Consider the following 23,146-nt stretch of genomic DNA (forward strand, 5'->3'; position numbering starts at 1 on the left):
CCCGCCCCGAGGACGCCCGTCCTTCCTCCCCCCGGCCCGAGGAATGCCCATGCCCCGACCCACCATCCGTCACCGCCCGTTCGGCACCACCCCCGCCGGGGAGGAGGTCACCCTCTGGCACCTGGCGTCGCCCTCCGGGGCGTACGCGGAGATCCTCACCTACGGCGGAATCCTGCACGCCCTCGGCGTCCCCGACGTCCACGGGCACACGGACAACGTGGTCCTCTCGCTCGGCTCGCTCGACCAGTACGCGGAGAAGAGCCCGTACCTCGGCGCCCTCATCGGCCGGTACGCCAACCGCATCGCCCACGGCCGCTTCACCCTCGACGGCGTCACCCACCACGTCCCCGCGAACGACCGGGGCCACGCCCTGCACGGCGGGCCCGACGGCTTCGACACCCGCGTCTGGAGCGCCGCGCCGCTCGTCGACGGCGACACCGCGGCCCTGCGGCTCACCCTGCGCAGCCCCGACGGCGACATGGGCTTCCCGGGAACCCTCGACGTCACCGCCACGTACGCGCTCGACGCCGCCGGCACCCTCTCCCTGGAGTGCGCCGCCACCACGGACCGAGCCACCGTCGTGAGCCTCACCAGCCACGCCTACTTCAACCTCGCGGCCGACGGCGGCGACGTCCTCGACCACACCCTCCAGGTCGACGCCACCGGCTATCTCCCCGTCGACCCCGCCGGCATCCCCCTCGGCCCGCCGGCGAACACCTCGGGAACCCCCTTCGACCTCACCGCCCCCCGCCGTCTGCGCGACACCCTCCTCGCTCCCGCCGACGAACAGCTCCGCCTCGCCGGCGGCTACGACCACTGCTGGACCCTCGCCGGCGCCGAGTCACCGCAACCCCGCCGAGCCGCCCGCCTCACGGCCCCCGGCGCGGCGCGCGTCATGGAACTCTGGACGACCGCGCCCGGCCTCCAGGTCTACACGGCGAACCAGCTCGACGGCACCCTGACCGACCCCGCCGGCCGCCCGCTCCTCCGGCACGGCGCGGTCTGCCTGGAGGCCCAGCACTTCCCCGACGCCCCCAACCGCCCCGCGTACCCCAGCCCCGTCCTCCGCCCGGGCACCACCGCCCGCCGCCGCACCGAGTTCCGCTTCCCCCGCCCGACCGGTCCGTGACGGCCGGAAGGGGGCGGACCCGCGTCCGCCCCCTTCCGTTCCGCCTGCCGCCTCACACGCTGAGCGCCTCGCGCACGGTGCTCTCCGCACCGGACCCGCCCGCTCCGGAGGAGGTGACGCGGCCCGCCTCCAGCACGAAGTACCGCTCGGCGGCCCGCATCGCGAAGCCCACGTGCTGTTCGACGAGGAGGACCGACAGACCGCCCCGTGAGGTGAGGGCCAGGATCACGTCCTCGATCTCACGGACGACGGACGGCTGGATGCCCTCCGTCGGCTCGTCCAGGAGCAGCACCCGAGGCCGGGTGATCAGGGCCCGGGCCAGGGCGAGTTGCTGCCGCTGGCCCCCGGAGAGGAGGCCCGCGCGGCGGCCGGCCAGCTCGCCCAGGACCGGGAAGAGGTCCAGGGCCTCCGCGATCGCCTCCCTGCCGTGGGGGCGCCCGTCCGCGACGAGCCGCAGGTTCTCGGCGGTGGTGAGGTGGGGGAAGGACTGCTGGCCCTGGGGGACGTACGCCATGCCCCGGGCGACCCGCCGGTGCGGGGCGAGACGGGTGATGTCCTCGCCGTCCAGCAGGACCGTCCCGGCGGTCGGTCTGATCGACCCCATCGCGGCCCTCAGGAGGGTGCTCTTGCCGGCGCCGTTGTGACCGAGGACGGCGGCGACGCCGTCCGCCGGGACGGTGACGGTCACCTCGTGCAGCACGGTGCTGCGGTTGTAGCCCGCCCGCAGGGCCCTGATCTCCAGCACGGCGGTCACGCCCCTTCCACACCGCTGACGGCGACCTCGCGGTCGGGTTCGGAGACGCTCCCGAGGTAGACCTCCTGGACCCGGGCGTCGGCCTGGACGTCGGCGACCGAGCCCTCACTGAGGACCCTGCCGCCGTGCAGGACGGTCACGCTGCGGGCGAACGACCGCATGAAATCCATGTCGTGCTCGATGACGACGACCGTCCGCTCCCCGCTCACCCTCCGCAGCAGCTCGCCGGTGGCCTCGCGTTCGTCGTGGCTCATGCCGGCGACGGGCTCGTCGAGCAGGAGCAGCCGCACGTCCTGGACGAGGAGCATGCCGATCTCCAGCCACTGCTTCTGGCCGTGGGCCAGCGCGCCCGCGGGCCGGTCGCGCAGCGCCGTGAGCCCGGTGGTCTCCAGCGCACGCGTCACCGCCTCCGGCACGTCCTTGCTCCGCCTGAGCAGGGTCGCCGGACCGCGCCCGGCACCCGCCGCGATGTCCAGGTTCTGGAGCACGGTCAGCTCCTCGAACACCGTGGCCGTCTGGAACGTGCGGCCGATGCCGAGGCGGGCGATGCGGTGCACGGGCTTCCCGCGCAGCTCCCGGCCCTCGAAGCGGACCGACCCGGTCGAGGCCACCAGTCCGGTGATCGCGTCGACGAGAGTGGTCTTGCCGGCCCCGTTGGGGCCGATCAGGAAGCGCAGGTCACCGGGGTGGATGTCGAGGTCGACGCCGTCGACGGCGGTGAACCCGTCGAACGTCACCCGCAGGTCGCGGACGACCAGTCCGTCGCCGTTCATACGGTTCCTCCTCGGGGAGCCGGGGGAGTGGTACGGGTCCGGGCGCGTCGCCCGCGGACGACGGACACCAGGGAGGCGAGCCCGCCGGGGAGGAACCCGACGGCCACGACGAAGAGCAGGCCCTGGAGGTAGGTCCACGCGGCGGGGAACGCGTCGGACAGGCCGCTCTGGGCCCAGGCCACCGCGATCGCGCCGAGCACCGCGCCCAGCAGTGACGCCCGGCCGCCGACCGCCGCGCCGATGACGAAGCCGATGGACGGCACGATGCCGATCAGGGCGGGCGAGATGATGCCGACGGCCGGGACGAAGAGCGCGCCGGCCAGCCCCGCCGCGCCGGCCGCGCCGACGTACGCCACCAGCTTGACCACGGCCGGGTCGTATCCGAGGAAGCGCACCCGCTCCTCGGCGTCCCGCACGGCGATCAGGAGCTCGCCGTAGCGGCTGACGAACAGTTGCCGGACCGCCGCCATCAGCAGCAGGAGCGCGGCGGCGATGACGAAGTACACCATCCGCTGGTTCACCGGGTCGTCGAGGTCGTAGCCGAAGAAGCCCTGGAAGTCGGTGAGCCCGTTGGTGCCGCCGGTCGTCGCCTGCTGTCCGATCAGCCAGATCGCCAGGGCCGCCGCGAGCGCCTGGCTCAGGATCGCGAAGTACGCGCCCTTCACCCGCCGCCGGAAGACGCACAGCCCGAGCAGGGCGGCGACCGCCATCGGCAGCAGCACCGTCATCGCGAGGGCGAAGACCGGGTTCGCGAACGGCGCCCACCACCACGGCAGCGCGTCGGAGGTGCCGTAGAGCTGCATGAAGTCGGGCAGCGTCTGCCCGGTCGCGGCGGCGTCGGCCAGTTTCAGGTGCATCGCCATGGCGTAGCCGCCCAGGCCGAAGAAGACGCCCTGGCCGAGGACGAGCAGCCCGCCGCGTCCCCAGGCGAGGCTGACGCCGACCGCGACGATCGCGTAGCACAGGTACTTGGCGAGGAGGTTGAGCCGGAAGTCGGAGAGGACCAGCGGCGCCACCCCGACGAGCAGGACCGCGCCGAGGAGGAAGGCACCCGGCACACGGAACCGGGCGAGGGGTGAGGGGGCGACCGGCTCGTCCGTGGTGCCGGGAGTGCCGGGAGGGGAGAGTGTCGTCGTCATGCCAGGCTCCGGGTACGCAGTGTGTAGAGGCCCTGGGGTCGCCACTGGAGGAAGGCGACGATCGCCACGAGCACGAAGACCTTGGCGACGCTGACGGTCGTCGAGTACTCCACGACCGACTGGAGCACGCCCAGCGCGAAGGCGGTGATCACGCTCCCCTTGAGCTGGGCGACCCCGCCGACGACCACGACCAGGAAGGCGTCGACGATGAAGTTCGTGCCCATCGTCGGGCCGATCGGGCCGACCAGGGTGAGGGCGACGCCGGCCACCCCGGCCAGGCCCGAGCCGATGAAGAAGGTCGTCCGGTCCACCGTGGCGGTGGCGATGCCGGACACCTCGGCGAGGTCCCGGTTCTGCACGACGGCCCGGATGCGCCGCCCCAGCGGCGTCAGCCGCAGCAGCAGCGTGAGGCCGAGCACGCACAGCAGCGCCAGAGCGAGGATGAACAGCCGGTTGGTGGCGAAGGTGACGCCCGCGACGGAGACGTTCCCGGTGAGGAGGTCGGGTGCGCGGGTCTGGACGTTGGGGGCGCCGAAGACGTCCCGGGCGAGCTGCTGGAGCATCAGGGAGACGCCCCAGGTGACGAGCAGGGTGTCCAGCGGCCTGGCGTAGAGGCGCCGGATCAGCAGCCATTCGAGGAGTGCCCCCATGGCGCCGGCGACCAGGAAGGCCAGCGGCAGGGCGACGAGCAGCGGGGCGCCCGCGCCGCCGAGCGACTGCTGGAGGACGTACGTCGTGTACGCGCCGGCCATGATGAACTCGCCGTGCGCCATGTTGATCACGCCCATCTGCCCGAAGGTGAGGGTCAGACCGAGCGCGATGAGCAGGAGGACGGCACCGATGCTGATGCCGGTGAAGGACTGGTTGAGGACGACCGTCATGAAGCGGCTCCGGAAGGGGACGGGCGGGGCGTGAGGGCGGAGGGCGGATCAGGAGAGCCCGGCGGCCCAGGGGTAGCCCTTCAGGTACGGGTCCGGCTTGATCGGCTTGCCCGAGTTCCACACCTCGTCGATGAGCCCGTTCGCGCCGATCTTCCCGATCCGGGCGGTCTTGTGGACGTGCTGGGTCGCCCCGTCGACGGTGATGGTGCCCTCGGGCGCGTCGAGCGTGATGCCGTCCGCGGCGGTCTTCACCTTCGCCACGTCGAAGGAGCCGGCCTTCTCCACCATCGCCTTCCACAGGTACACGGCGTTGTACGCGGCCTCCATCGGGTCGCTCGTCGGCTTGTCGGCGCCGTACGCCGCCTGGTAGGCCGAACGGAACTTCTCGTTCGCCGCGCCCGGGGTCGTCTGGTAGTAGTTCCAGGCGGTCAACTGCCCTTCCAGGTACTGCGTCCCGATGCTCTTGACCTCCTCCTCGGCGATGGACACCGAGAGCACCGGCAGGCTCTTCGCGGTGAGCCCGGCCGACTTGTACTCCTTGAAGAAGGCCACGTTGCTGTCGCCGTTGAGGGTGTTGAAGACGGCGTCGGCGCCGGCCCCCTTGACCTTGTTGACGATGGTGCTGAACTCGGTGGAGCCGAGCGGCGCGTAGTCCTCGCCGACCACCTGCATGCCGTTCGCCTTCGCGTACGCCTGGATGATCTTGTTGGCGGTGCGCGGGAAGACGTAGTCGCTGCCCACCAGGTAGAGCCGGGTGAGGCCCTGCTTCCTCAGGTACTCCAGCGCGGGCACGATCTGCTGGTTGGTGGTGGCGCCGGTGTAGAAGATGTACGGCGACTGTTCGAGCCCCTCGTACTGCACCGGATAGAACAGCAGCGACCTGTACCGCTCGAAGACCGGCTTCACGGCCTTGCGGCTCGCGGAGGTCCAGCAGCCGAAGGTGGCCACGACCTTGTCGTCCGTGATCAGCGCCTCGGCCTTCTCGGCGAAGGTGGGCCAGTCGGAGGCGCCGTCCTGGCTGACGGCCTCCAGCTTCTTGCCGAGCACACCACCGGAGGCGTTGATCTCCTTCACCGCGAGGAGGAGCGCGTTGTGCACCGTCACCTCGCTGATGGCCATGGTGCCCGAGAGCGAGTTCAGCAGGCCGACCTTGACGGTGGCGCCGGACGTGTCCGCCTTGGCCTCGGCGCCGGGGGACGTACCACTGCCGGTCTTGGCGCCGCAGGCGGCGAGGACTCCGGCGGCGCCGACGGCCGACATGCTCGTGAGAAGACCGCGTCTGGTGAGGATGAGCCCGGACATGCGTGACCTCCGTGCCCCGGAGGGCGAGATGAGGGGAGCGGAAGACTCCGATCGCTGAAGTGCGACACAGCCTGCGCCGGATCTGTTTCCACCGCGTTTCCGAGCAATTGATGAACAGTTTCCACAGGAAGCAATTGCCGGCAGGACGCAGGAGAGGTTCCGTCAGAATCCTTGCTGACAAGCGCAGTTGCTGCCACGCCGCCTTGCTTCCTGACGGAAGGATCGGCTTCCCGGACCCCCTGGGGGATCGCCCCGGACGGCGGTAGGCTCGACGCGTCCCCACCCCGGGCGGACGTACCGACGCGAGCGCGAGGAGCGAGATGACGAACCGGCATCAGGACCTGCTCCACCTGCTGACCCGGGCCGAGCGGCTGTCCGCGCGCCGGCTCCAGTCCGTGCTCGGCGCCTTCGACTGTTCCCTGGAGGCGTGGCGCGTCCTGGACCTGCTCGCCGACGGGCGGGGCCACACCATGACGGCTCTCGCCGAGTACGCCTTCCTGCCGGCCGCCACCCTGACCAAACTCGTCGACCAGCTCGTCGACCGGAACCTGGTCTACCGGCGCGCCGACCCCGCCGACCGCCGCCGCGTGCTCGCGGCCCTCACCCCCCGGGGCGTCGAGCACCGGCAGTTGCTGTCCCGCGAGGTGGGCGCCGACCGGGAGCGGTGGGCCGCCTCGCTCGCCGAGGCCGACGAGGCGCACCTCGCGGAGCTGCTGCGCCGGCTGACCGGGGCGCTGGGCGACGGCGACGCCGTCACGGCCGCCGGGGCGGGGCGGGGAGCTGGGCGAGCACGTTGAAGTCGTGCCCGTCCGCCTCCGCCAGATAGATGCGCTGCCGCACATGGCGGCCGCTCAGCCCCAGGAGCCCCCGGGGACCTTCGTACGAGACGTGCTCGGCGGCCTCCCCGATGGCGGACACGTCGAGGGTGCGGGCCCGCTCGACGAGCGCCGCCAGCAGCAGCACCCCCTCGTAGCAGGACTCCCCGAGACTCCCCGGCACCGGGGCGTCGATCCCGAAGCGCCCGGCGTACAGCCCGTGGAAGTCCATGCTGTTCCGGTCCGCCAGGGACGCGAAGAACCCGGCCGTGCTGAACAGGCCGGCGGTGGCGTCAGGACCGCTGCCCAACAGCATGTTCTCGTCCATCAGCGTACTCAGCCGCAGACACCGCTGATCGAGACCGGAAGCGGCGAAGGCCCGGTTGAACCGGACCGCGTCACTGCCCACCAGCAGCATCAGCACGCCGTCCGCCTCCGCCCGCTCGACGAGCCGCAGCACGCCGGCGAAGTCGTCCGTGCCCAGCGGCAGATACGCCTCCCCGCACACCCGGCCGCGGCAGTCGCGGGCGTACCGGCGGGCCGCCCGCGCGGTACGCCGGGGCCACACGTAGTCGTTGCCGACGACGAACCAGCGCCGCACCCCCCGCGCCTCCATGAGCCAGCGCATCGCGGGGAGCAGCTGCCCCGCGGGGGTCTCGCTGGTCAGGAACACGCCCTCGGTGCGCTCGCCCCCCTCGTACAGCGCCGTGTACACGTACGGCACCCGGTGCGCGATCCGCGGCGCGACCGCACGCCGCACGGAGGAGATGTGCCATCCGGTGACGCCCTGCACGAACCCCGTCGCCACCAGCGCCTCGACCTCCGCCGCGACCCGCCCCGGGGCTGCCCCTCCGTCGACCTCGACCAGCCGCAGCTCCCTGCCCAGCACGCCGCCCGCCTTGTTGACCTCCTCCGCCGCCAGCCGGGCACAGGCCCCGCACGTCGGACCGAACATCCCGGCGGGCCCCTGCATCGGATAGACCAGCGCCACGTTCACCGACGCGTCGTCGACCGTGGACCACTCGGGGAGGTGGAGGGGGAGCGGCCGCTGCATGGCGCCCATGATGGCCGCACCCGCGGCCGCCCCCAAGCCGCGCCCCCGATCGAGACCGAATCGTAGACGTCACCTGGATCCGAAAAGGATCTGGAGAACGTGTGTAGACCTGAGGCTGTCGGGGGAGGACTGTGTCGGGCGTCCCAGGGAGGCCCAGTGGGGCCCGAACCCGGGCAGCCACCGAATTGACCAGAAGGACGAGCATGGCCAGCGGCACCGTGAAGTGGTTCAACTCCGAGAAGGGCTTCGGCTTCATCGCCCAGGACGGAGGGGGACCGGACGTCTTCGCCCACTACTCCAACATCTCCGGCAACGGATACCGCGAACTCACCGAGGGTGAGACGGTGACGTTCGACATCACCCAGGGTCAGAAGGGCCCGCAGGCGGAGAACATCGTCCGCGGCTGACACGGCTCGCCCCTTCCGACGGCGCCCGCACTCTGTGCGGGCGCCGTCGTCGTGCGGGGGACCGGGCAGGGAAGGCCCTGGGCCGGGTGGCCGACGGGCTGTCGCCCATGCGGGGGCGAGTGAACGTTTCCGTTCTCCCGCTCGCGGCAGGGAGCCGGAGAGGATCATGCGGACCCGGCACGCCCCGCCGGGACCCCGCGCCCTCCCGGAGGTGGCTCCCGTGGCCCTCGTCGTCATCGTCGCCGTACTCGCCCTGCTGGCCGGCCTCGCCGCGAACCGGTGGCTGCGGCCGCGCCTCGTCAACGCCGACGACGACGAGGGAATGGCGGTCAAGGACCTGGTCGGCCCGCTGCTGACGATGACCGTCCTGCTGCTCTCCTTCGTCCTGGTCACCGCCAACGGTTCCTACGGCAAGGCCGAGGTCGCCGCCCGCGGCGAGGCACGCGCCCTGGACCAGCTCGTCGAGACCGCCGAGTACGCCCCCGTGGCGCAGAGGGCCCGGATCCAGGCCGACGCCGTCTGCTACGCCCGCGCGGTGCGCGTCCAGGAGTGGCCCGCGATGTCCGACGGCAACGGCTCGACGGCCCCGAGCGTGTGGTCGACCTCGTTCCGGGAGACGTTCGAGACGCTGGAGGGCCGGCCGGCCTTCGGGATGCTGGTGGCCGCCGACAACAAGCGCTCCGACGAGCGTGAGGAACGCCTGACCCAGGCGACCTCCAGCATCCCCAGCACCATCTTCTGGTTCCTGCTGGCCACCCTGGTCGTCACGGTGGCGGCCCTGGGGATCTGCCTGCCCCGCAGGAACAACCGCGGCCAGATCGTCACGCTCGTCGTCATCACCGCCCTGCTGACGACGGCCCTGGTCATCATCCGCGACGTCGACCGGCCCTTCGGCGGCATCATCGACATCGAACCCACCGCCATCGCCGAGGCCGAGCGCCAGGCACGACGCGACTTCACCGCGAACCACCCCGCCTCCGAACTCCCCTGCGACACCGACGGAAGCCGCCGCGCCGCCTGAGCTCGGGCGGTGAGCCGACGCGTACGGGGCGCCGGTGCGCAGCCCCCTCCGACGACCTGCTCGGCGTCGCCCCGGCCCGCGACGCCGCCGGCCCTGCCCCGCCCCTCCCTCACCGTGCCTCCGTCCGTACCGCTCTGACCTGCGCTTCGACGCCGTCCTCGGCTTCGTCGCCCGCAGAACCGCGGACCGGCACGTCGCCGCGGACCTGACGGCCGACGTCTTCGTGGCCGCGCTGGAGGCGTTCGAAGGCTACGACCCCCGGCGCGGTACGCACCTGATGTGGCTCTACGGGATCGCCCGCAACACGCTCGCCTCGTACGCCCGTCACACGGCGCGTGAACGGGAGGCGGTGGCCGCGGTGAGCGGCCGACGGCTGCTGGACGAGCAGGACCTGCTGCGGTTCGAGGAGCGCATCGACGCCGAGCGGGAGGCCAGAGACCTGCTCGCCCGGCACGCGGGGCTGTCCGAACCGCTGCGCTCGGTCATCGACCTGGTCGCCGTCGACGGCCTGACCACGAAGGAGGCCCGCGAAGGTGCTCCGCATCTCCCCGGCGACGGCCCGTGTCCGCCTGCACCGTGCCCGTGCCGCGCTGCGCGCCGGGCGCCCCTCCCCGCCCGAGACCTTCAGCACCCACCTCGCGGAGGCCACCCGATGAACACCCCCACCGGATTCAAGCAGCGGCTCGGCGAGGAGCCGGCCGTCCTGGAAAGGGCCAAGGCCGAGCGTGCCGCCGAAACGGCGTCCGCGCACGACGGACCGAGGACCGCCCGCCGCGTCCTCGCGCGGCCCGGCATACGGCGGACCGCGTTCACGGGCCTGGCCGCGGGCACGGTCGCCGTCGCCCTCGTCGCCACCACGGGCGGCGACGGGGTACAGCCCCCACAGGTGAGCGCCCTGACGGTCGCCCAGGTCCTGGACTCCGCAGCGGCCAACGCGGAGAAGCGCCCGGACAAGCAGCCGCGCCCGCGTCAGTGGATCTACAAGGACAGCGTCGTCTGAGGGAGCGTCTGCGAGCACGACGCGCACTGGGTCCGGTACGACGGGGCCAAGAGCGCGTTCGTGGACGAGACCGTGTCCACCGGAGACCGCCAGGTCGTGACGGTGATCGGTACCCTGATCGGCGGGCAGGGAAGGGGCCTGACCGGGCCACGGGAGATGCGTGAGGCCCTGTCCCGGCTGCCCACCGACCCCCGCGAACTCCTTGAGCGGGTGAGCCGGGATCCCTTCTTCCGTTCCATGATGGAGGAGCTGGGCTTCGCGCTCACCGAACCCGGTCGCGGAGCGCGCGACGGGGACAAGGTGAAGTACCCTCCGGCGACCACCCCCGGAGACCAGTTCGCCAGGATCCTCAACATCCTGCAGACCGCGCCGGACATCCCTCCCCGGATCAACGCCGCGCTCTACCGCGGGCTGGGGCTCATCCCCGGCACCGAACTGGTCCGCGAGCCGATGCGGGACGCGGCCGGCCGGTCGGGGATCACCCTCGCCTTCACCACCAAGGGCGAGATCCGGGACCGCCAGTACCTCTTCCTGGACCCGGACACGTACGCCTACCGCGGTCACCGCCTGGACGTGGGCGGAGTGCGCGACCACTCTGATTCCTACGCCGTGGTGACGACCGGTGTGGTCGACCATCCCGGCCAGGTCCCCGGCGGCCCCGCCCCGCACCCCTCGGACGTGGTCGACCGTCCCGACCTAGGGTCTTTCCCGCGCAACCCGCGCTGAACCACGGCTCCGGGGTCCGACGCCGCCTGGTTGTCGGACCCCGGTGCTAGCGTCGTGATCATGGCGAACCGTTCCTATCTCTACTCCGCAGACTCGATGCCGACCGAGGAGGGGATCCCCCAGCGGATCCGATGCATATCCGAGCACAACTGGGACATCCCGCTCGCGCACAAGCTCCTGGTGGGGCGCGGCACCACCGTCGTCCCGTCCATGATCTGGAATCCTCCGATCGGCATCGCCGCGGACTACGCCGAGGGTGCGGCCCTGCTCCGCGACCTCCTGCGCGAGGTCGGCAAGGGCCTGGAGGACGACGCCGAGTTCGCCGAGTGTGCCGCGAGGACCACCGCACACCTCGACAAGCAGCAGGCGAAGTACTTCGTCCTGGAGACCGGGGAGATCGTCTCGATGACGGACGACGATCCTGCGGAGAGCGTCAGGCGTCTGGCGGCCGACGACATCCCCCACGCCGTCGCCCAGGCCGAGGCGGCGCTCGCCGGCCAGAACGACGACTGGCTGGCCTCGGTCCGAGCCGACTGGCAGAGGCACTTCGCCTCCTTCTACAGCGAGGCGCTGTACTTCTCCTTCCCCGAGTGACACGGGTCGCCCTCGTCGCCGGACACGGCGGCCACGCGGCCGCCGTCGTCCCGGCCGGGCTGCCGGTCAGGTGATCAGGGGGCTGCGGGGACGGCGGCGGTCAGCGGGCGGAGGTCGCCGTACAGGGCGGCGTGGAGCGCGGCGGCGATCTCACGGGCCCGCTCCTCACTCTCCAGACCGTGCAGGACGTAGTAGACGGGGCCCGCGTACGCGTCCGAGCGGACCTCGCCAGCGGCTACCAGCCGCATCACGGCGTCCCGGGCGGCGGCCGTCACGGCGTCATCGACGGTGTGCTCCGGGTCGGCGGTCAGGGTGTCCGCCTTCACCGTCCACCATGCCCCCTGGCTCTCGATCGCGATCAACACGGCCTGCTCGGACTTGGCCCGCCGGTAGGCGGCGTCGAAACTTCCGGCGCCCGTGGCGTCGGGGACGAGGGGCGCGGGGCAAGGGGTCGGCAGCGGCTCCATGCAGCCATCGTGCCAGGCGTACCGCCCGGTGCCCCGGTCGCCACGACCGGAAGGTCTGCCTACGAGGAACAGAGGCACCGGGCTGCCCGGTCGAGCACCCGCCCTCGCAGCGTCGCGTGGGCGGGCGGGCGGGCAGCTCACGGCGGTCGCTCCTGCCCACGGCTGCCACAGCCCCCCGCCCGCCCGCGGGTCACGGGGCGGGCGGGGGCTGAAGAGGAGCAGCGCGTCCTCACCGACGGTCGTGCACCGGGCCGGCGCCGGGGCTGCATCTGCCGTGGACGGTGGAGTGCCGTGGTCAGTTGTCGGAGCCGACGGTGTTGTCGTGGCCGGCGTTGAACACGTCGTCGGCGGCGAACTGCCCCCAGTCGCCGAAGACGATGGTGTAGGAGTTCTCGGGCTCGTATTCCACGTTCACGTCGGCGTTCGCGAATCCGGCGCTGCCGAGGACGATGGCGCCGGCGGCGAGGACGGGGAGGAGGAGGGAGCGCATGATGGGCACCTTTGTGTGGGGGGTTGTGGGGCCGAAACGCTCCTCAAGCTAAGGCGTCGGGCCACCGGCGCCCCGTGTCTCCGCCCGCGTGGCTCGGGCCTTCAGCCGATTGGGGCAGTCGCGCGAGCGACCCGGCCGAGCCGACGCGCCGAGGGCGACGCGTACGGCCCATGCGGCGATTCCGGAGAACGGCCGCGCCGGTCACGTGCCTTGGACGGTCAGGGGACGGCCTGCTCCAGCACAGCGCGGCAGTGCGCCCGGGCCGACTCGGACAGCAGCGGCCGCCCGCAAATAGGTTGACCGCCGGTAGGAAGCCCTTGATGATCACCGACCGAGGGTTGTCTCACTTCTCTGGGGGTTCGTGGTGGCGGGGGCTGATCGTGCGGACGGCTTCGATCCGGTCGGTTTCGAAGGGACGGTCGCCGAGCTGGCGGAGTCGGCGGAGTTCTCCGGCGCGATCCGGGTGACGCTCGGCGGGGAGGCACTCTTCACCCGGGCTTTCGGGATGGCCTCACGCCGATGGGCCGTGCCGAACACCCCCCGCACCGGTTTCCGCGTGGCCTCGGTCTCCAAGACGTTCACGGCGGTCGCCGTCCTGCAGCTCGTCGAAGCCGGGCGGATCCGCCTGGACGACCCGCTGGTGGACTACGTCCGCGAGTACATGCCGCGGCTCGACCCGCGGGTCACGGTCCGTCACGCCCTGACGATGACCTCGGGCATCGGGGACTGGTTCGAGGAGGGCAGCGCGGAATGGGAGGCGGCGTGGACGGCGCTCACCGAGTCCCACCCGCTGTACCTGCTGCGCGGCAACAAGGACTACGTGCCCCTGTTCGCCGGCAAGGAGGCTCACTTCCCGCCCGGGGAGCGGCACCTCTACAACGGCGCCGGCTACATCCTGCTCGGCCTGCTCATCGAGGCCGTGACCGGCCGCTCCTTCGAGGAGGTCGTCACCGAGGAGGTCTTCGCCCGGGCCGGCATGAGTGGTGCCGGCTTCCCGGCCCTGGACGAGCTGGGACCCGACATCGCCGAGGGGTACCTCACCACCGCGACCGGAGCCACGCCGTATCGGACCAACCACTACGCGACCACTCCCCGCGCGGCGGCCGACGGCGGCGCCACCTGTACGGCCGCCGACCTGACGGCCTTCAGCCAAGCCCTGCGCCACGGGCGGCTGCTGGACGAGGAGATGACGCGCCTGGCCCTCACGCCGCAGGTCGCCGAGTACGAGAAGAAGATCCGCGGCTACCGGTGGATGTACGGCTTCGGCCTCAGCCACCTTCTCGACGACGACGAGACCGTGGTCCGCTGGGGTCACACGGGCGAAGAGGACGGTGTCAGCGCGCGCCTCTTCCACTATCCCCGGTACGACCTGGATGTGGCCCTTCTCGGAAACGTCAGCTGGTCGGCCGGTGAGCTGGGCTGGGCCATCCACGGCGCCATCGTCGGCCCCTGAGCCCCTGAGCCCCTGAGCCCCTGGGGCCCTGGGGCCCCAAGCCTCTTCGTCCCCCGAGGGCCGCGGCGTACCCACCCGCAGACGCCGGCGGAGGCACATGCTGATCCGGAGGGATCGCGACGGCGGGGGCTGCACCGTCCACCGTCTTCGTCCCCGGGACGCGGTCAAGCGTGGGCTGGTGGAGCTGCCGACTCGCCCAGGGACCGGCGCTGGTCGTGGGGCACTCGCCCGGTGGTCTACGCCTCGCTGGAGTTCGCGCGGTGCCGCCCGGAAGAAGGCTGCGGGGGCTGGTCCTCGCGGGTGCGAGCGCCCCGACCCGCCGCGGTCCGTGGACGAGCGTCGTACGGGTGAGCCACGGCGCTCGTCCCGCGCGTACCGGCCCACCGGTCGGCCCCGCTGGAACGGCGCGCTGCTGCGGCGTCCCCCCGTCCAAGAGCGCGGGTGACCGAGCGGTTCAGCGTGGTGCGGATCGCCGCACGGGGGGCGAACTGTGACGCGCCTGTGACCGGTCGAGTGACGTACGCCATGGCCGTCCGGGGGCGGGGCTTGATCGACTTGGTCCATGCGCCCGCACACCGCCCTATCGCCCGCACTCGTCGCCGGGTGCCTGGTCCTCCTCACCGCCTGCGGAAGCCAGAGCTCCACCGGCGGTTCGGCATCCACCGCCCCCGACCCCGCACCCTCTGCCGTCGCCGAAGAGAAGGACGGGATCCGGATCACCAGCGCCGACACCGGTGGTTGTGCGCGGCCCTGTGCCACGTACACCGTCACCGGTCCGGTGGACGGCCCGGTCGTCACCATCGCCGTCTTCGAGTTCCGGACGGCCGAGGGGCGGGCGATGGACAACGTGAAGGAGACCATCCCGGCCGTCGCGCCCGGCGCCACGGTGACCCGTACCGTCACCGCCCCCCTCGCCCCGCAGGATTCGCTCCTCGGGGGCAGGGTCCAGATCGGCACGGTGCGGACCCTGCCCGCGGCCGAGGCGCCCGCTGCCACCGGCCCCTGCCCGCCGTCGGGCGTGCGGGTGTACGCGGACGAGGGCGACGCGGCCATGGGGCTGCGCGCCGTCGGCCTGCACCTGGAGAACTGCGGCACACGGCCCCTGTCTCTCGACGGCTACCCCGCGGTCCAGCCCCTCGACGAGGACCACCGGGCCCTCCCGGACGTCCGTGTCCTCCAGGGCGGCGAATCCATCGCTGCGGGCACCGGTGCGGACGGCCCGGCGCGCCCGTTCAGTCTTCGCCCCGGTGAACGTGCCCAAGCGGGTCTCGTCTGGCGCAACACCACGGAGGCGGGTGACCCGGTCAACGCCCCGTACGTCCGTGTCCGGTGGCGGCCGGGTGCCGCCCCCGTCATGGTCGTCCCCGAGCTCGACCTCGGCACCACCGGCCGCCTGGCCGTCGGCCCGTGGAAGCCGGCGCGCGACAACGGATGAGCGGTGCGGCACCGTCCACTGGGGCGGCCTGCTGGCTGCCCGCCGGCCGGAGCCTGGCCCCCTCCCGGTGCAGGCGCGGAGGTCGCGAACGCGAAGGCCGCGACGCCTCATGGCGCCGCGGCCCCGGCCGTGCCCTCCCCGCTGGAGCGGGTCACGGAAACGGCGGCGGGCCCCTGAGGGCGCCCGCCGCCGTCGATCACCTCGCGAAGCCGTAGTCCAGCAGCTTCTTCACGTCCGCCGCCCGCTGCGCCTCGCTCGGCGCGGCGAGGACCGTGCCGATGACGGTCTTGTTGCCGCGGGTGGCCGCGAAGACGAGGCAGTACTTGGCCTGCTGGCCCGAGCCCGTCTTCACGCCGATCGCGCCGCTGTAGGTGCTCAGCAGCTTGTTCGTGTTGCTCCACGCCATGTTGCGGTAGCCACCGGTCTTGGTGGTCACCTTCTGCGTGGTGGACTTGGTCTTGACGATGGTGCGGAACGTGCTGTTCTTCATCGCACTGCTCGCGATCTTCGTCAGATCGCGCGGGGTCGAGTAGTTCGCCCCGTTGCTTATCCCGTCGAACGAGTCGAAGTGCGTGTTCCGCAGCCCCATCTTCCGGGCCTCGTCGTTCATCTTGCCGATGAACGACTTCACCCGGGCCGCCCGCGTGGAGCCGGTGCCGAACTTGTCGGCCAGCGCGTAGGCGGCGTCGCAGCCCGACGGCAGCATGAGGCCGTAGAGCAGCTGCCGGACCGTCACCTTGTCCCCGACGATGAGCCGGGCCGAGGAGGCGTTCTTCGAGACGATGTAGTCGCTGTATGCCTTCTGGATCGTGACCTTCGCGTCGAGGTTCAGACCGCGCTGGGCCAGTACCACCTTCGCCGTCATGATCTTGGTGGTGGAGCCGGTCGCCCGTCGGGTGTCCGCGGCTTTCCCGAACAGCGACGTGCCGGTCCCGTTGTTCATCACGAAACCGCCCGGGGCGGAGACGGACGGTGTGGGCGGCGTCGCGGCCTGCGCCTGGCTCACGGAGAAGCCTCCGGCCAGCACGGCGGAGGTGGTGACCACGACCGTCACGGCGCGCCGCACGCGCAGTGGCGTAGTTATCAAAGTGTTCTGCCCTCGGTAGGAGTTGTGGTTGTCGAGAAGGACCGTACGTCCTTCTCCCCCACAAGATGCGCATAGGGGCCCCGGCGGGTGCACGAAGAGACGTGACGTAGCCCTCATTTCCTTCCGTCGGCGCAACCACCACGGGAGGCCGGGAGGCCGGGCCGAGGGCGCGGAGGCCGGGTGACCGGGGCCCGGGCGGCTGGGGCTCGGGCGGCCGGGGAGCGAGGACCGGGGGAGCCGCTACGGACGAAGGCGCGCCGCCGAGCGGCCGTCCGGCCGGCGCACGGGGCCGGGTCGTGCGGCCCTGTGGGTGTCCGTCGTCGGCCGGCTTCAGGGCGTGGCGTGGAAGTACCGTACGCAGGTGCGCAGCAGGCCGTCGTCCGCGATCGTGAACACGTCCACGAAGCGCTGGTCGGCCGTGGTGCTCCCCGGCGTGACCCGGCGGCCCGTCGCGATCACCGTGCGGTTCTGCGCGACGACCCGGTCCACGACGTGCCGGGCGCCCGGCAGGGCGTGCAGGACGTGGGCGCGCAGGGCGTCCGTACGGCCCCGGGCCGCCTGCTGACCCGGGAGTTCCAGGACCATCGCGTCGTGCAGCAGCGAACCGCAACCGTCGAGGTCACCCCGGTCCAGGTAGTCGTAGACCAGCCGCACGTGGTCGAGGCCCGCGGCGGTCACCAGATCCCCGCATCCCGGGTTTCCGGTCGTCATGGTGTCTTGGCTGTTCAACGGTGCCAACCCCTTTCACCTTCCGTCCAGGATTCTGCGGCGCCCGCCCAACTCGCCGTTATCGCCGCCCTATCGCGTACCGGGGATTTCATGGCATGGACAGGAGGGGAGGAGATGTGGAGACTGTCTTCACTTGATCCTGACGTCCCGGTGCGGACCGGCACGTTCCGGTGTGGCGCGGTGCGGTTCCGGTGTGTCGTCTCGTCTGTTGCGTGGGGGAATCAGTGGCTGCTGCCGACGGCGGGTTAGGGCATCCGGACGTCCCGGGCGGACCCCGTCTCACCTTCCGGGTCCTGGGACCGCTCCAGGTGCAGGGAACCGCCGGACCGCTGCGCGTGCCTCCCGGACGGCAGGAGGTGATCCTCGCCGCGCTCCTCCTGGAGACCAACAGGATCGTGAGCACCAGTCAGCTGGTCGACCTCATCTGGGAGGACAACCCGCCGGAGACCGCCAGGACCCAGGTGCAGATCTGCGTCTCCCGGCTGCGCAAGCTGCTCGTCGACGCGGACGGCGAGGTCGCCCTCACCACCAGGCCGCCCGGGTACGTGCTCCACACCGAGGCCGGCAACGTGGACGCCGCCCTCTTCACGGATCTGGTGCAGCGCGCCCGCTCCCTCGGCGAGGGCGGTGACCGCGAAGAGGCGGTACGGCTCCTGAGATCCGCGGTCACGCTCTGGCAGGGCGACTGCCTCACCGGACTCGACAGCGGCCCGCTCGCCAACGCGGCCCGGCAGCTCAACGAGGAGCGCCTGGCCGCCGTGGAGCTCCGCATCCGGCTCGAACTCGAACTCGGCCACCACGAAAGGCTCGTGGGGGAGCTCCAGCGGCTCACGCACGAGCACCCCCTGCGGGAGAAGCTGCACGGCCGGCTCATCCAGGCCCTCTACTGGTCCGGCCGGCAGGCCGAGGCCCTGGAGGCGTTCCGGACCGCCCGCCGCTACCTCGCGGAGGAGCTCGGCCTCGAACCCAGCCGCGAACTGCGCGACCTCGAAGCCGCCATCCTCGCCGGGGAGCTCCCGCCGCCCGCCGCCGCGCGCCCCGCTCCCGCGCTCGCCCGGGGCGTCGCCGCGCCGGGCCCCGAGGTGCCGGACGGGGCTTCCGCCACGCCCGGGGCGCCGCCGCAGGTCCCCGTTGCTGAATCGATTCGGCACGAGACCGTGCCGCACCAGCTTCCCGCGGACATCGCCGACTTCGTCGCCGACGGGCAGCGGCTCGCCGCCCTGGAGAAGGCCCTCGCGGGCGGCGACGGACGCGGCACCGTCGGCCTCGCCGCCATCACCGGCAAGCCCGGCACCGGCAAGTCGACCCTGGCCGTCCACGTCGCCCACGCCCTCGCCGAGACGGGCTTCCCCGACGGACAGCTCTACTGCGACCTGCGCGGCACCACCGCCGCCCCCGCCACCCCCGCGGAAGTCCTCGGCCGCTTCCTCCGCGCCCTCGGCATCCCCGGCCAGCTCATCCCCGAGTCCCTCGACGAGCGCGCCGAGATGTACCGCACCCGGCTCTCCACCAGACGCGTCCTCGTCGTCCTCGACGACGCCGCGGGCGAGGGCCAGGTCCTCCCCCTGCTCCCCGGCAGCCGCGGCTGCGCCGTCCTCGTCACCAGCCGCGCCCGCCTCACGGCGCTTCCCGGAGCCCACCGCGTCGAGCTCGACGTCCTCGAAGAGGACCGGGCCCTCGAACTCCTCGCCCGCATCATCGGCGACGACCGGGTCTCCGGCGAGTCCGCCGCGGCCGAGGCGCTCGTCCGCACCGTCGGCCGCCTGCCGCTCGCCCTCCGGATCGTCGCCGCCCGCCTCGCCGCCCGCCCGCACTGGACCCTCGCCTCCATGGTGCAGCGCCTCGCCAACGAACGGCACCGGCTCGACGAGCTCGCCCACGGCGAGATGACCATGCGCGCCAGCCTCTCCCTCACCTACGAAGGGCTCGCCCCCGACGACCGGGGACTGCTGCGGCTGCTCAGCATGGCGCAGGCGCCGACCCTGCCCAGCTGGCTCGCCGGCGCCCTCCTCGACGACCACCGGCCCTTCCCCTCCGACCTCATGGAACCCCTCGTCGACGTGCAGATGCTCGACGTCGCCGGCGTCGAGCCCAGCGGCGGCTTCCGCTACCGCTTCCACGAGATCATCCGCGTCTACGCCCGCGAGCAGCTCGCCGCGCAGCACCCGCCTGAGGTCCGCCGCGCTGCCTTCGCCCGCATGGCGGGCGGCTGGATGCACCTCGTCGAGGAGGCCCACCGCAAGGTGTACGGGGGTGACTTCACCGTGCTGCACGGTGCCGCGCCGCGCTGGCAGCCGCCGTCCCCGTACACGACCGACGCCCTCGCCGACCCGCTCGCCTGGCTCGATGCCGAACAGGCCGCGCTCTGCGGCATGGTCGGGCACGCCGCCGAGGAGGGACTGCACGACCTCAGCTGGGACCTCGCGACCTCGCTCGTCACGCTGTTCGAGGTGCGCGGCCACTACGACCTGTGGGAGTCGACCCACCTGACCGCGCTCGCCGCCGTCCGCAAGGCCGGCAACCTCCGGGGCACCGCCGCGATCCGCGCCTCCCTCGGCTCGCTCTACATGAGCCGCAACCAGTACGACACGGCCCGCCAGTCCCTCAACTCGGCCCTCGACGTCTTCCAGGCGCTCGACGAGCCGATGGGCGAGGCGCTCTGCCGTCGTGACATGGCCCTGATCGCCCGGACCAACGGGGACGACCCGGCCGCCCTGGAGCTCTACCGGCGCTCCCTGGCCGACTTCGACCGCGCCGGCGACGTCGTCGGGCGCGCCATCGTCCTCACCCAGAGCGCCCACATCCGCATGCGTCAGGGCGAGATCGACCTCGCGCAGAAGCAGCTCGACGAGGCGCTCGACATCTACGAGGGCATCGGCTACACCGGCGGCCGGGCCCGCACCCTGCGGCGGGTCGGCCAGGTCCTCCTCGAACAGGGCAGGAGCGACCTGGCGGTCCTCACCTTCACGGAAGTGCTCGAACTCTGCCGCGACTCCGGCGACGTCATCGGCGAAGGACACCTGCTGCGCGACCTCGGCCACGCCTTCGCCATGATGGGACGGCCCGACCGGGCCCGCGACTTCTACGACCGCGCGGTCTCCTCGCGGGAGCAGATCATGGATTTTAGCGGTGGCGCACTGGCGCGCCTGGATCTGGCGCGACTGCTGACGGACGAGCCGGGACGTTCGAAGGAACTGCTGGTGCCGGCGGTCGAGGTGTTTCGCGAGCGGCGGATGGCACGGGAACTCGCGGAGGCGGAGCGGCTGCTCGGCACGTGCTGACGGCGAGCGGCGGGAAGCGCGCGGGGGAGTGCCGGGGCGGGGAGCTCGCGAGGGTGTGCTGAGGCGGGAGTTTCGCGGGGGAGTGCCGGGGCGGGAAGTCCGCGGGGGAGTGCTGCGGCGGGAAGTCCGCGGGGGAGTGCTCAAGGCCGGGGCTTGGGGGACGTCGGGGCCGGTGGACGGCCGGCGTCCGGGTGTCGGGTCCGACGTACGGGACGTCGGGGGTCTGGCCGAGCGGGGCGGTGCCTGCGGTGCCTCGTCGCGGAGGTCGCGGAGGCCGCGGGGGGTGGATCCGTGGCGCGCCGTGCTCCTGGTCCGGAGCTGATGCCGGAACCGCGGGGCGTGCCGGGGTGCGTCAGTCCCAGGGGTTGTTGTCGGTGGTGGCGGTGGGCGTCGGGGTGGGGGCGGAGGCCGGCGCGGGGGCGGAGGAGCCGGCCGGGGTGCCGGTGGCCGGGTCGTCGGCCCAGCTCGCCTGGAGGCCGAAGCCGGTCACCAGGACGACCAGGGCGGAGGTGACGGCGGCGCGGAGGGCGGTGCGGGCGGCGGTGGTGTTCTTCTGCATGGGACTCTCCGTCTCGTCTCGTGTTCCGGGCGGGCCCTTCGCGGGGTCCGTCCGGGCCCCTTCCGGGCTTCGTCCGGGGCTGTCGTTTCCTTCTGGACACCAAGCTACGAAGGGGCGGATTCACCGCACCGCCCGCTGCCCTATCGCCCCGCTATCACCGCACCGCATCCGCGCGCTCCGGGCCGCCGGCCGCTATCACGGGCCGCCGCGCGGCCTTTCACCGCTATCTCCGCAACCCCCTCCGCAGGCCCCCGGCACGGTTAGTGGCGCGATGCCCCGTCGATAGGCGGCCCCCGGAATCTGGTGCCAGCAGACGGCGAGGAGCCGCCGCGACCGGTCCCGACCAGGCCGGCCGCACGGCCCCCGCCCCCACCTGACCAGCGGGAGCACTCCATGACGACCGGTCTCTCCCCTGAGGGCTCGTCGACGGCCACCGCCGCGATCGGCGCCCTCATCCGCGGACACCGCCTCCGCATCGGCCTCACCCAGCGCGAGCTCGCGGACCTGTCCACCATCAGCGTCCGCGCCATCCGCGATCTGGAGAAGGGGAAGGCCCTCCGGCCCCGCGCCGACACCGTCCGGCTGATAGCCGACGGCCTCCGCCTCGGCCCCCGCGCCCGCGCCGGCCTCGAAGAGGCGGTGAGACGGGGCCATCAGGGCGGCGCCGGCCGGCACCTGCTCCTGGAACGGTGCGCGCCGCCCGTCCCGCTGCACCCGATGATCGGCCGGCAGGCCGAGGCCGCCGTCCTCACGGAGGAACTGCGCTCCGGCGCCGAGCGCCTCGTCACCGTCGTCGGACTCAGCGGCGTCGGCAAGACCCGGCTCGCCCTGGAGACCGCCGCCCGCCTCCACGACGCCGGCCTCCCCGTCCTCTGGCACACGTCCCCGGGAGCCGCCTCCGACCACCTGCCCCCCGACGGCGACCCGTTCGCCGCCCTCGCCACCGCCTGCGCCGCCCACCTCCACCTCCCGGACCACCCCGCCGCCGCCCCGCTCGGCGCGGAGTCCGGCACCCGGGACCTCCACGGCCCCGAGGCCGCCGCCCGCCCCCCGTACGGCTCCGGCGACCGGGACGGGCAGCCGCCCGCCGAACTGCTCGCCGCGTGCGGGGACCGCGACGCGCTGCTCGTCCTCGACGGGGCGGACTGCGCGCGCCTCGACTTCGCCCGGCTGAGCCGGCTGCTGCGCGAACTGCCCGGACTCCGCGTCCTCGTCACCGCCGACACCCCCTGGAACGTGCCCGGCGAGCGCCTCTTCCTCCTCGCGCCGCTCGACGCCCCGCACCCCGGCGGCACGCCGTCCGCCGACGCCCCCGCCGTACGGTTCCTCCTCAGCCGGATCCGCCGGGTGCGGCCCGACATCGTCGCCGACGAGCGGAGCCTCGCCGACATCGCCCGCGTGGCGCACGGACTGGACGGACACCCCCTCGCCCTCGCCGCCGCCGCGTCCTGGCTCACCGTCTGCGACCTCCCCACCCTCCGCGGCATCGTCGAGACCGACCCGGCCCCGCTCCTCGACCACCTCTCCGACGGCACCTCCGGATCCCACCTCCGCGACGGCGTGACCCGCACCCTCGACGGCCTGCCGGCCGGCCCCCGGGACCTCGTCGCCCGGCTGTGCGCCGCCGACGAGGCCGACTTCGACCTGGACGAGGTCGTCCGCCTCACCGGCCGCCCCCTCCCGGACTGCGGCCGCACGGTCCGCGCCCTGCTCATCGGCGGTGTCATCCGCCCGAGCACCGACCACGGCCGCTCCGCCTTCCGCCTCCTCCGCGTCGTCCGGGCCCTCGCCGCGACCCCGCCCGTGCCCGCCGCCCCGGCCGCCGTCGCCGCTCCCGCTGCCGCCTGACTGCCGCAGCACCGCCGATCCGCTGCCTTACCGCCGGACCAACTGCCGCTCCGGGCCCCCGCGGACGGGTTGTATGGCCACTGCCGGCCGGTCGCCACAAGCCGACCGGCCGGCCGGACGGAACCGGTCGGACCCGCCCGACGATCCTCGGGCGGGTCCGCCGGACCGCTCCACCGCGCGGGACCGGGATCCGCCCGACGAG

22 protein-coding genes are annotated in these 23,146 nt (G+C 72.9%); 11 read left to right on the forward strand and 11 right to left on the reverse strand.

Features of this window, described 5'->3' with window-relative positions:
• Nucleotides 1–49: 49 nt before the first annotated feature.
• Entirely contained in the window at nt 50–1,129 is a 1,080-nt protein-coding gene (locus ACFYT9_RS21260; protein WP_389166057.1) for an aldose epimerase family protein, read from the forward strand.
• Between the two features lie 52 nt (nt 1,130–1,181).
• On the opposite strand, the gene urtE is transcribed toward ACFYT9_RS21260, so the two are convergent.
• From urtE to urtA, 5 genes are read right to left on the reverse strand one after another with little or no spacing between them, the layout of a single operon-like run.
• Nucleotides 1,182–1,883 carry an urea ABC transporter ATP-binding subunit UrtE gene (urtE, locus tag ACFYT9_RS21265; protein WP_389166060.1) on the reverse strand — a complete coding sequence of 234 codons (702 nt, stop codon included), beginning with the start codon at nt 1,881–1,883 and terminating at the stop codon, nt 1,182–1,184.
• Nucleotides 1,880–2,656 carry an urea ABC transporter ATP-binding protein UrtD gene (gene urtD / locus ACFYT9_RS21270; protein WP_389166063.1) on the reverse strand — a complete coding sequence of 259 codons (777 nt, stop codon included), beginning with the start codon at nt 2,654–2,656 and terminating at the stop codon, nt 1,880–1,882. Before urtD ends, urtE begins: the two co-directional genes overlap by 4 nt.
• Nucleotides 2,653–3,795 carry an urea ABC transporter permease subunit UrtC gene (gene urtC / locus ACFYT9_RS21275; protein ID WP_389166065.1) on the reverse strand — a complete coding sequence of 381 codons (1,143 nt, stop codon included), beginning with the start codon at nt 3,793–3,795 and terminating at the stop codon, nt 2,653–2,655. Before urtC ends, urtD begins: the two co-directional genes overlap by 4 nt.
• A complete protein-coding gene (gene urtB / locus ACFYT9_RS21280; RefSeq protein WP_376603158.1) occupies nt 3,792–4,676 on the reverse strand; it encodes an urea ABC transporter permease subunit UrtB in 885 nt (294 codons plus the stop codon). The genes urtC and urtB overlap by 4 nt, the downstream gene beginning before the upstream one ends.
• Nucleotides 4,677–4,724: 48 nt before the next feature.
• A complete protein-coding gene (urtA, locus tag ACFYT9_RS21285; RefSeq protein ID WP_389166068.1) occupies nt 4,725–5,978 on the reverse strand; it encodes an urea ABC transporter substrate-binding protein in 1,254 nt (417 codons plus the stop codon).
• Nucleotides 5,979–6,298: 320 nt separating this feature from the next.
• On the opposite strand from urtA, the gene ACFYT9_RS21290 reads away from it, so the two are divergent.
• Nucleotides 6,299–6,775, forward strand: coding sequence for a MarR family winged helix-turn-helix transcriptional regulator (locus tag ACFYT9_RS21290; RefSeq protein ID WP_389166071.1), 477 nt, complete (start codon nt 6,299–6,301; stop codon nt 6,773–6,775).
• Here the strand turns inward: ACFYT9_RS21290 and ACFYT9_RS21295 are convergent.
• Nucleotides 6,732–7,847: a substrate-binding domain-containing protein gene (locus tag ACFYT9_RS21295; RefSeq protein ID WP_376603161.1), complete on the reverse strand. Its 1,116-nt coding sequence runs from the start codon at nt 7,845–7,847 to the stop codon at nt 6,732–6,734. The genes ACFYT9_RS21290 and ACFYT9_RS21295 overlap by 44 nt on opposite strands.
• Before the next feature lie 203 nt (nt 7,848–8,050).
• On the opposite strand from ACFYT9_RS21295, the gene ACFYT9_RS21300 reads away from it, so the two are divergent.
• The 5 genes from ACFYT9_RS21300 (at nt 8,051) to ACFYT9_RS21320 (ending at nt 11,595) form a co-directional block, all read left to right on the forward strand.
• Nucleotides 8,051–8,254 (forward strand): cold-shock protein, encoded by a 204-nt coding sequence (locus ACFYT9_RS21300; protein WP_383813762.1) that lies wholly within the window; start codon nt 8,051–8,053, stop codon nt 8,252–8,254.
• Between the two features lie 220 nt (nt 8,255–8,474).
• A complete protein-coding gene (locus ACFYT9_RS21305) occupies nt 8,475–9,275 on the forward strand; it encodes a hypothetical protein (RefSeq protein WP_389166076.1) in 801 nt (266 codons plus the stop codon).
• Between the two features lie 34 nt (nt 9,276–9,309).
• Nucleotides 9,310–10,275, forward strand: coding sequence for a sigma-70 family RNA polymerase sigma factor (locus ACFYT9_RS21310; protein ID WP_389166079.1), 966 nt, complete (start codon nt 9,310–9,312; stop codon nt 10,273–10,275).
• 60 nt (nt 10,276–10,335) lie between these two features.
• Complete coding sequence (locus ACFYT9_RS21315; protein ID WP_389166081.1) at nt 10,336–11,001, forward strand: hypothetical protein; 666 nt, start codon at nt 10,336–10,338, stop codon at nt 10,999–11,001.
• 60 nt (nt 11,002–11,061) lie between these two features.
• Nucleotides 11,062–11,595, forward strand: coding sequence for a hypothetical protein (locus tag ACFYT9_RS21320; protein ID WP_389166084.1), 534 nt, complete (start codon nt 11,062–11,064; stop codon nt 11,593–11,595).
• Nucleotides 11,596–11,669: 74 nt separating this feature from the next.
• Here the strand turns inward: ACFYT9_RS21320 and ACFYT9_RS21325 are convergent, their stop codons facing one another.
• Nucleotides 11,670–12,062 (reverse strand): hypothetical protein, encoded by a 393-nt coding sequence (locus ACFYT9_RS21325; RefSeq protein WP_389166087.1) that lies wholly within the window; start codon nt 12,060–12,062, stop codon nt 11,670–11,672.
• A gap of 295 nt (nt 12,063–12,357) precedes the next feature.
• Nucleotides 12,358–12,552 carry a hypothetical protein gene (locus tag ACFYT9_RS21330; RefSeq protein WP_376603350.1) on the reverse strand — a complete coding sequence of 65 codons (195 nt, stop codon included), beginning with the start codon at nt 12,550–12,552 and terminating at the stop codon, nt 12,358–12,360.
• A 364-nt stretch (nt 12,553–12,916) separates the two neighbouring features.
• On the opposite strand from ACFYT9_RS21330, the gene ACFYT9_RS21335 reads away from it, so the two are divergent.
• Together ACFYT9_RS21335 and ACFYT9_RS21340 are read left to right on the forward strand one after the other, a co-directional pair.
• Nucleotides 12,917–14,005 (forward strand): serine hydrolase domain-containing protein, encoded by a 1,089-nt coding sequence (locus tag ACFYT9_RS21335; protein WP_389166089.1) that lies wholly within the window; start codon nt 12,917–12,919, stop codon nt 14,003–14,005.
• 562 nt (nt 14,006–14,567) lie between these two features.
• Nucleotides 14,568–15,440 (forward strand): DUF4232 domain-containing protein, encoded by an 873-nt coding sequence (locus tag ACFYT9_RS21340; protein WP_389166092.1) that lies wholly within the window; start codon nt 14,568–14,570, stop codon nt 15,438–15,440.
• A 196-nt stretch (nt 15,441–15,636) separates the two neighbouring features.
• On the opposite strand, the gene ACFYT9_RS21345 is transcribed toward ACFYT9_RS21340, so the two are convergent.
• Together ACFYT9_RS21345 and ACFYT9_RS21350 are read right to left on the reverse strand one after the other, a co-directional pair.
• On the reverse strand, nt 15,637–16,506 hold the full coding sequence (locus ACFYT9_RS21345; RefSeq protein WP_389166095.1) for a D-alanyl-D-alanine carboxypeptidase family protein: 870 nt from the start codon (nt 16,504–16,506) through the stop codon (nt 15,637–15,639).
• A 351-nt stretch (nt 16,507–16,857) separates the two neighbouring features.
• Nucleotides 16,858–17,238, reverse strand: coding sequence for a nuclear transport factor 2 family protein (locus tag ACFYT9_RS21350; protein WP_389166098.1), 381 nt, complete (start codon nt 17,236–17,238; stop codon nt 16,858–16,860).
• Between the two features lie 326 nt (nt 17,239–17,564).
• Here ACFYT9_RS21350 and ACFYT9_RS21355 point away from each other — a divergent pair, with 326 nt between their 5' ends.
• Nucleotides 17,565–20,537 carry a BTAD domain-containing putative transcriptional regulator gene (locus ACFYT9_RS21355; protein WP_389166101.1) on the forward strand — a complete coding sequence of 991 codons (2,973 nt, stop codon included), beginning with the start codon at nt 17,565–17,567 and terminating at the stop codon, nt 20,535–20,537.
• Between the two features lie 352 nt (nt 20,538–20,889).
• On the opposite strand, the gene ACFYT9_RS21360 is transcribed toward ACFYT9_RS21355, so the two are convergent.
• Complete coding sequence (locus ACFYT9_RS21360; protein ID WP_387277643.1) at nt 20,890–21,096, reverse strand: hypothetical protein; 207 nt, start codon at nt 21,094–21,096, stop codon at nt 20,890–20,892.
• 393 nt (nt 21,097–21,489) lie between these two features.
• Here ACFYT9_RS21360 and ACFYT9_RS21365 point away from each other — a divergent pair, with 393 nt between their 5' ends.
• Nucleotides 21,490–22,944, forward strand: coding sequence for an AAA family ATPase (locus ACFYT9_RS21365; RefSeq protein WP_389166105.1), 1,455 nt, complete (start codon nt 21,490–21,492; stop codon nt 22,942–22,944).
• Nucleotides 22,945–23,146: the final 202 nt, after the last annotated feature.

It is taken from the genome of Streptomyces sp. NPDC004435 (genome assembly GCF_042873895.1).
Lineage (GTDB): Bacteria > Actinomycetota > Actinomycetes > Streptomycetales > Streptomycetaceae > Streptomyces.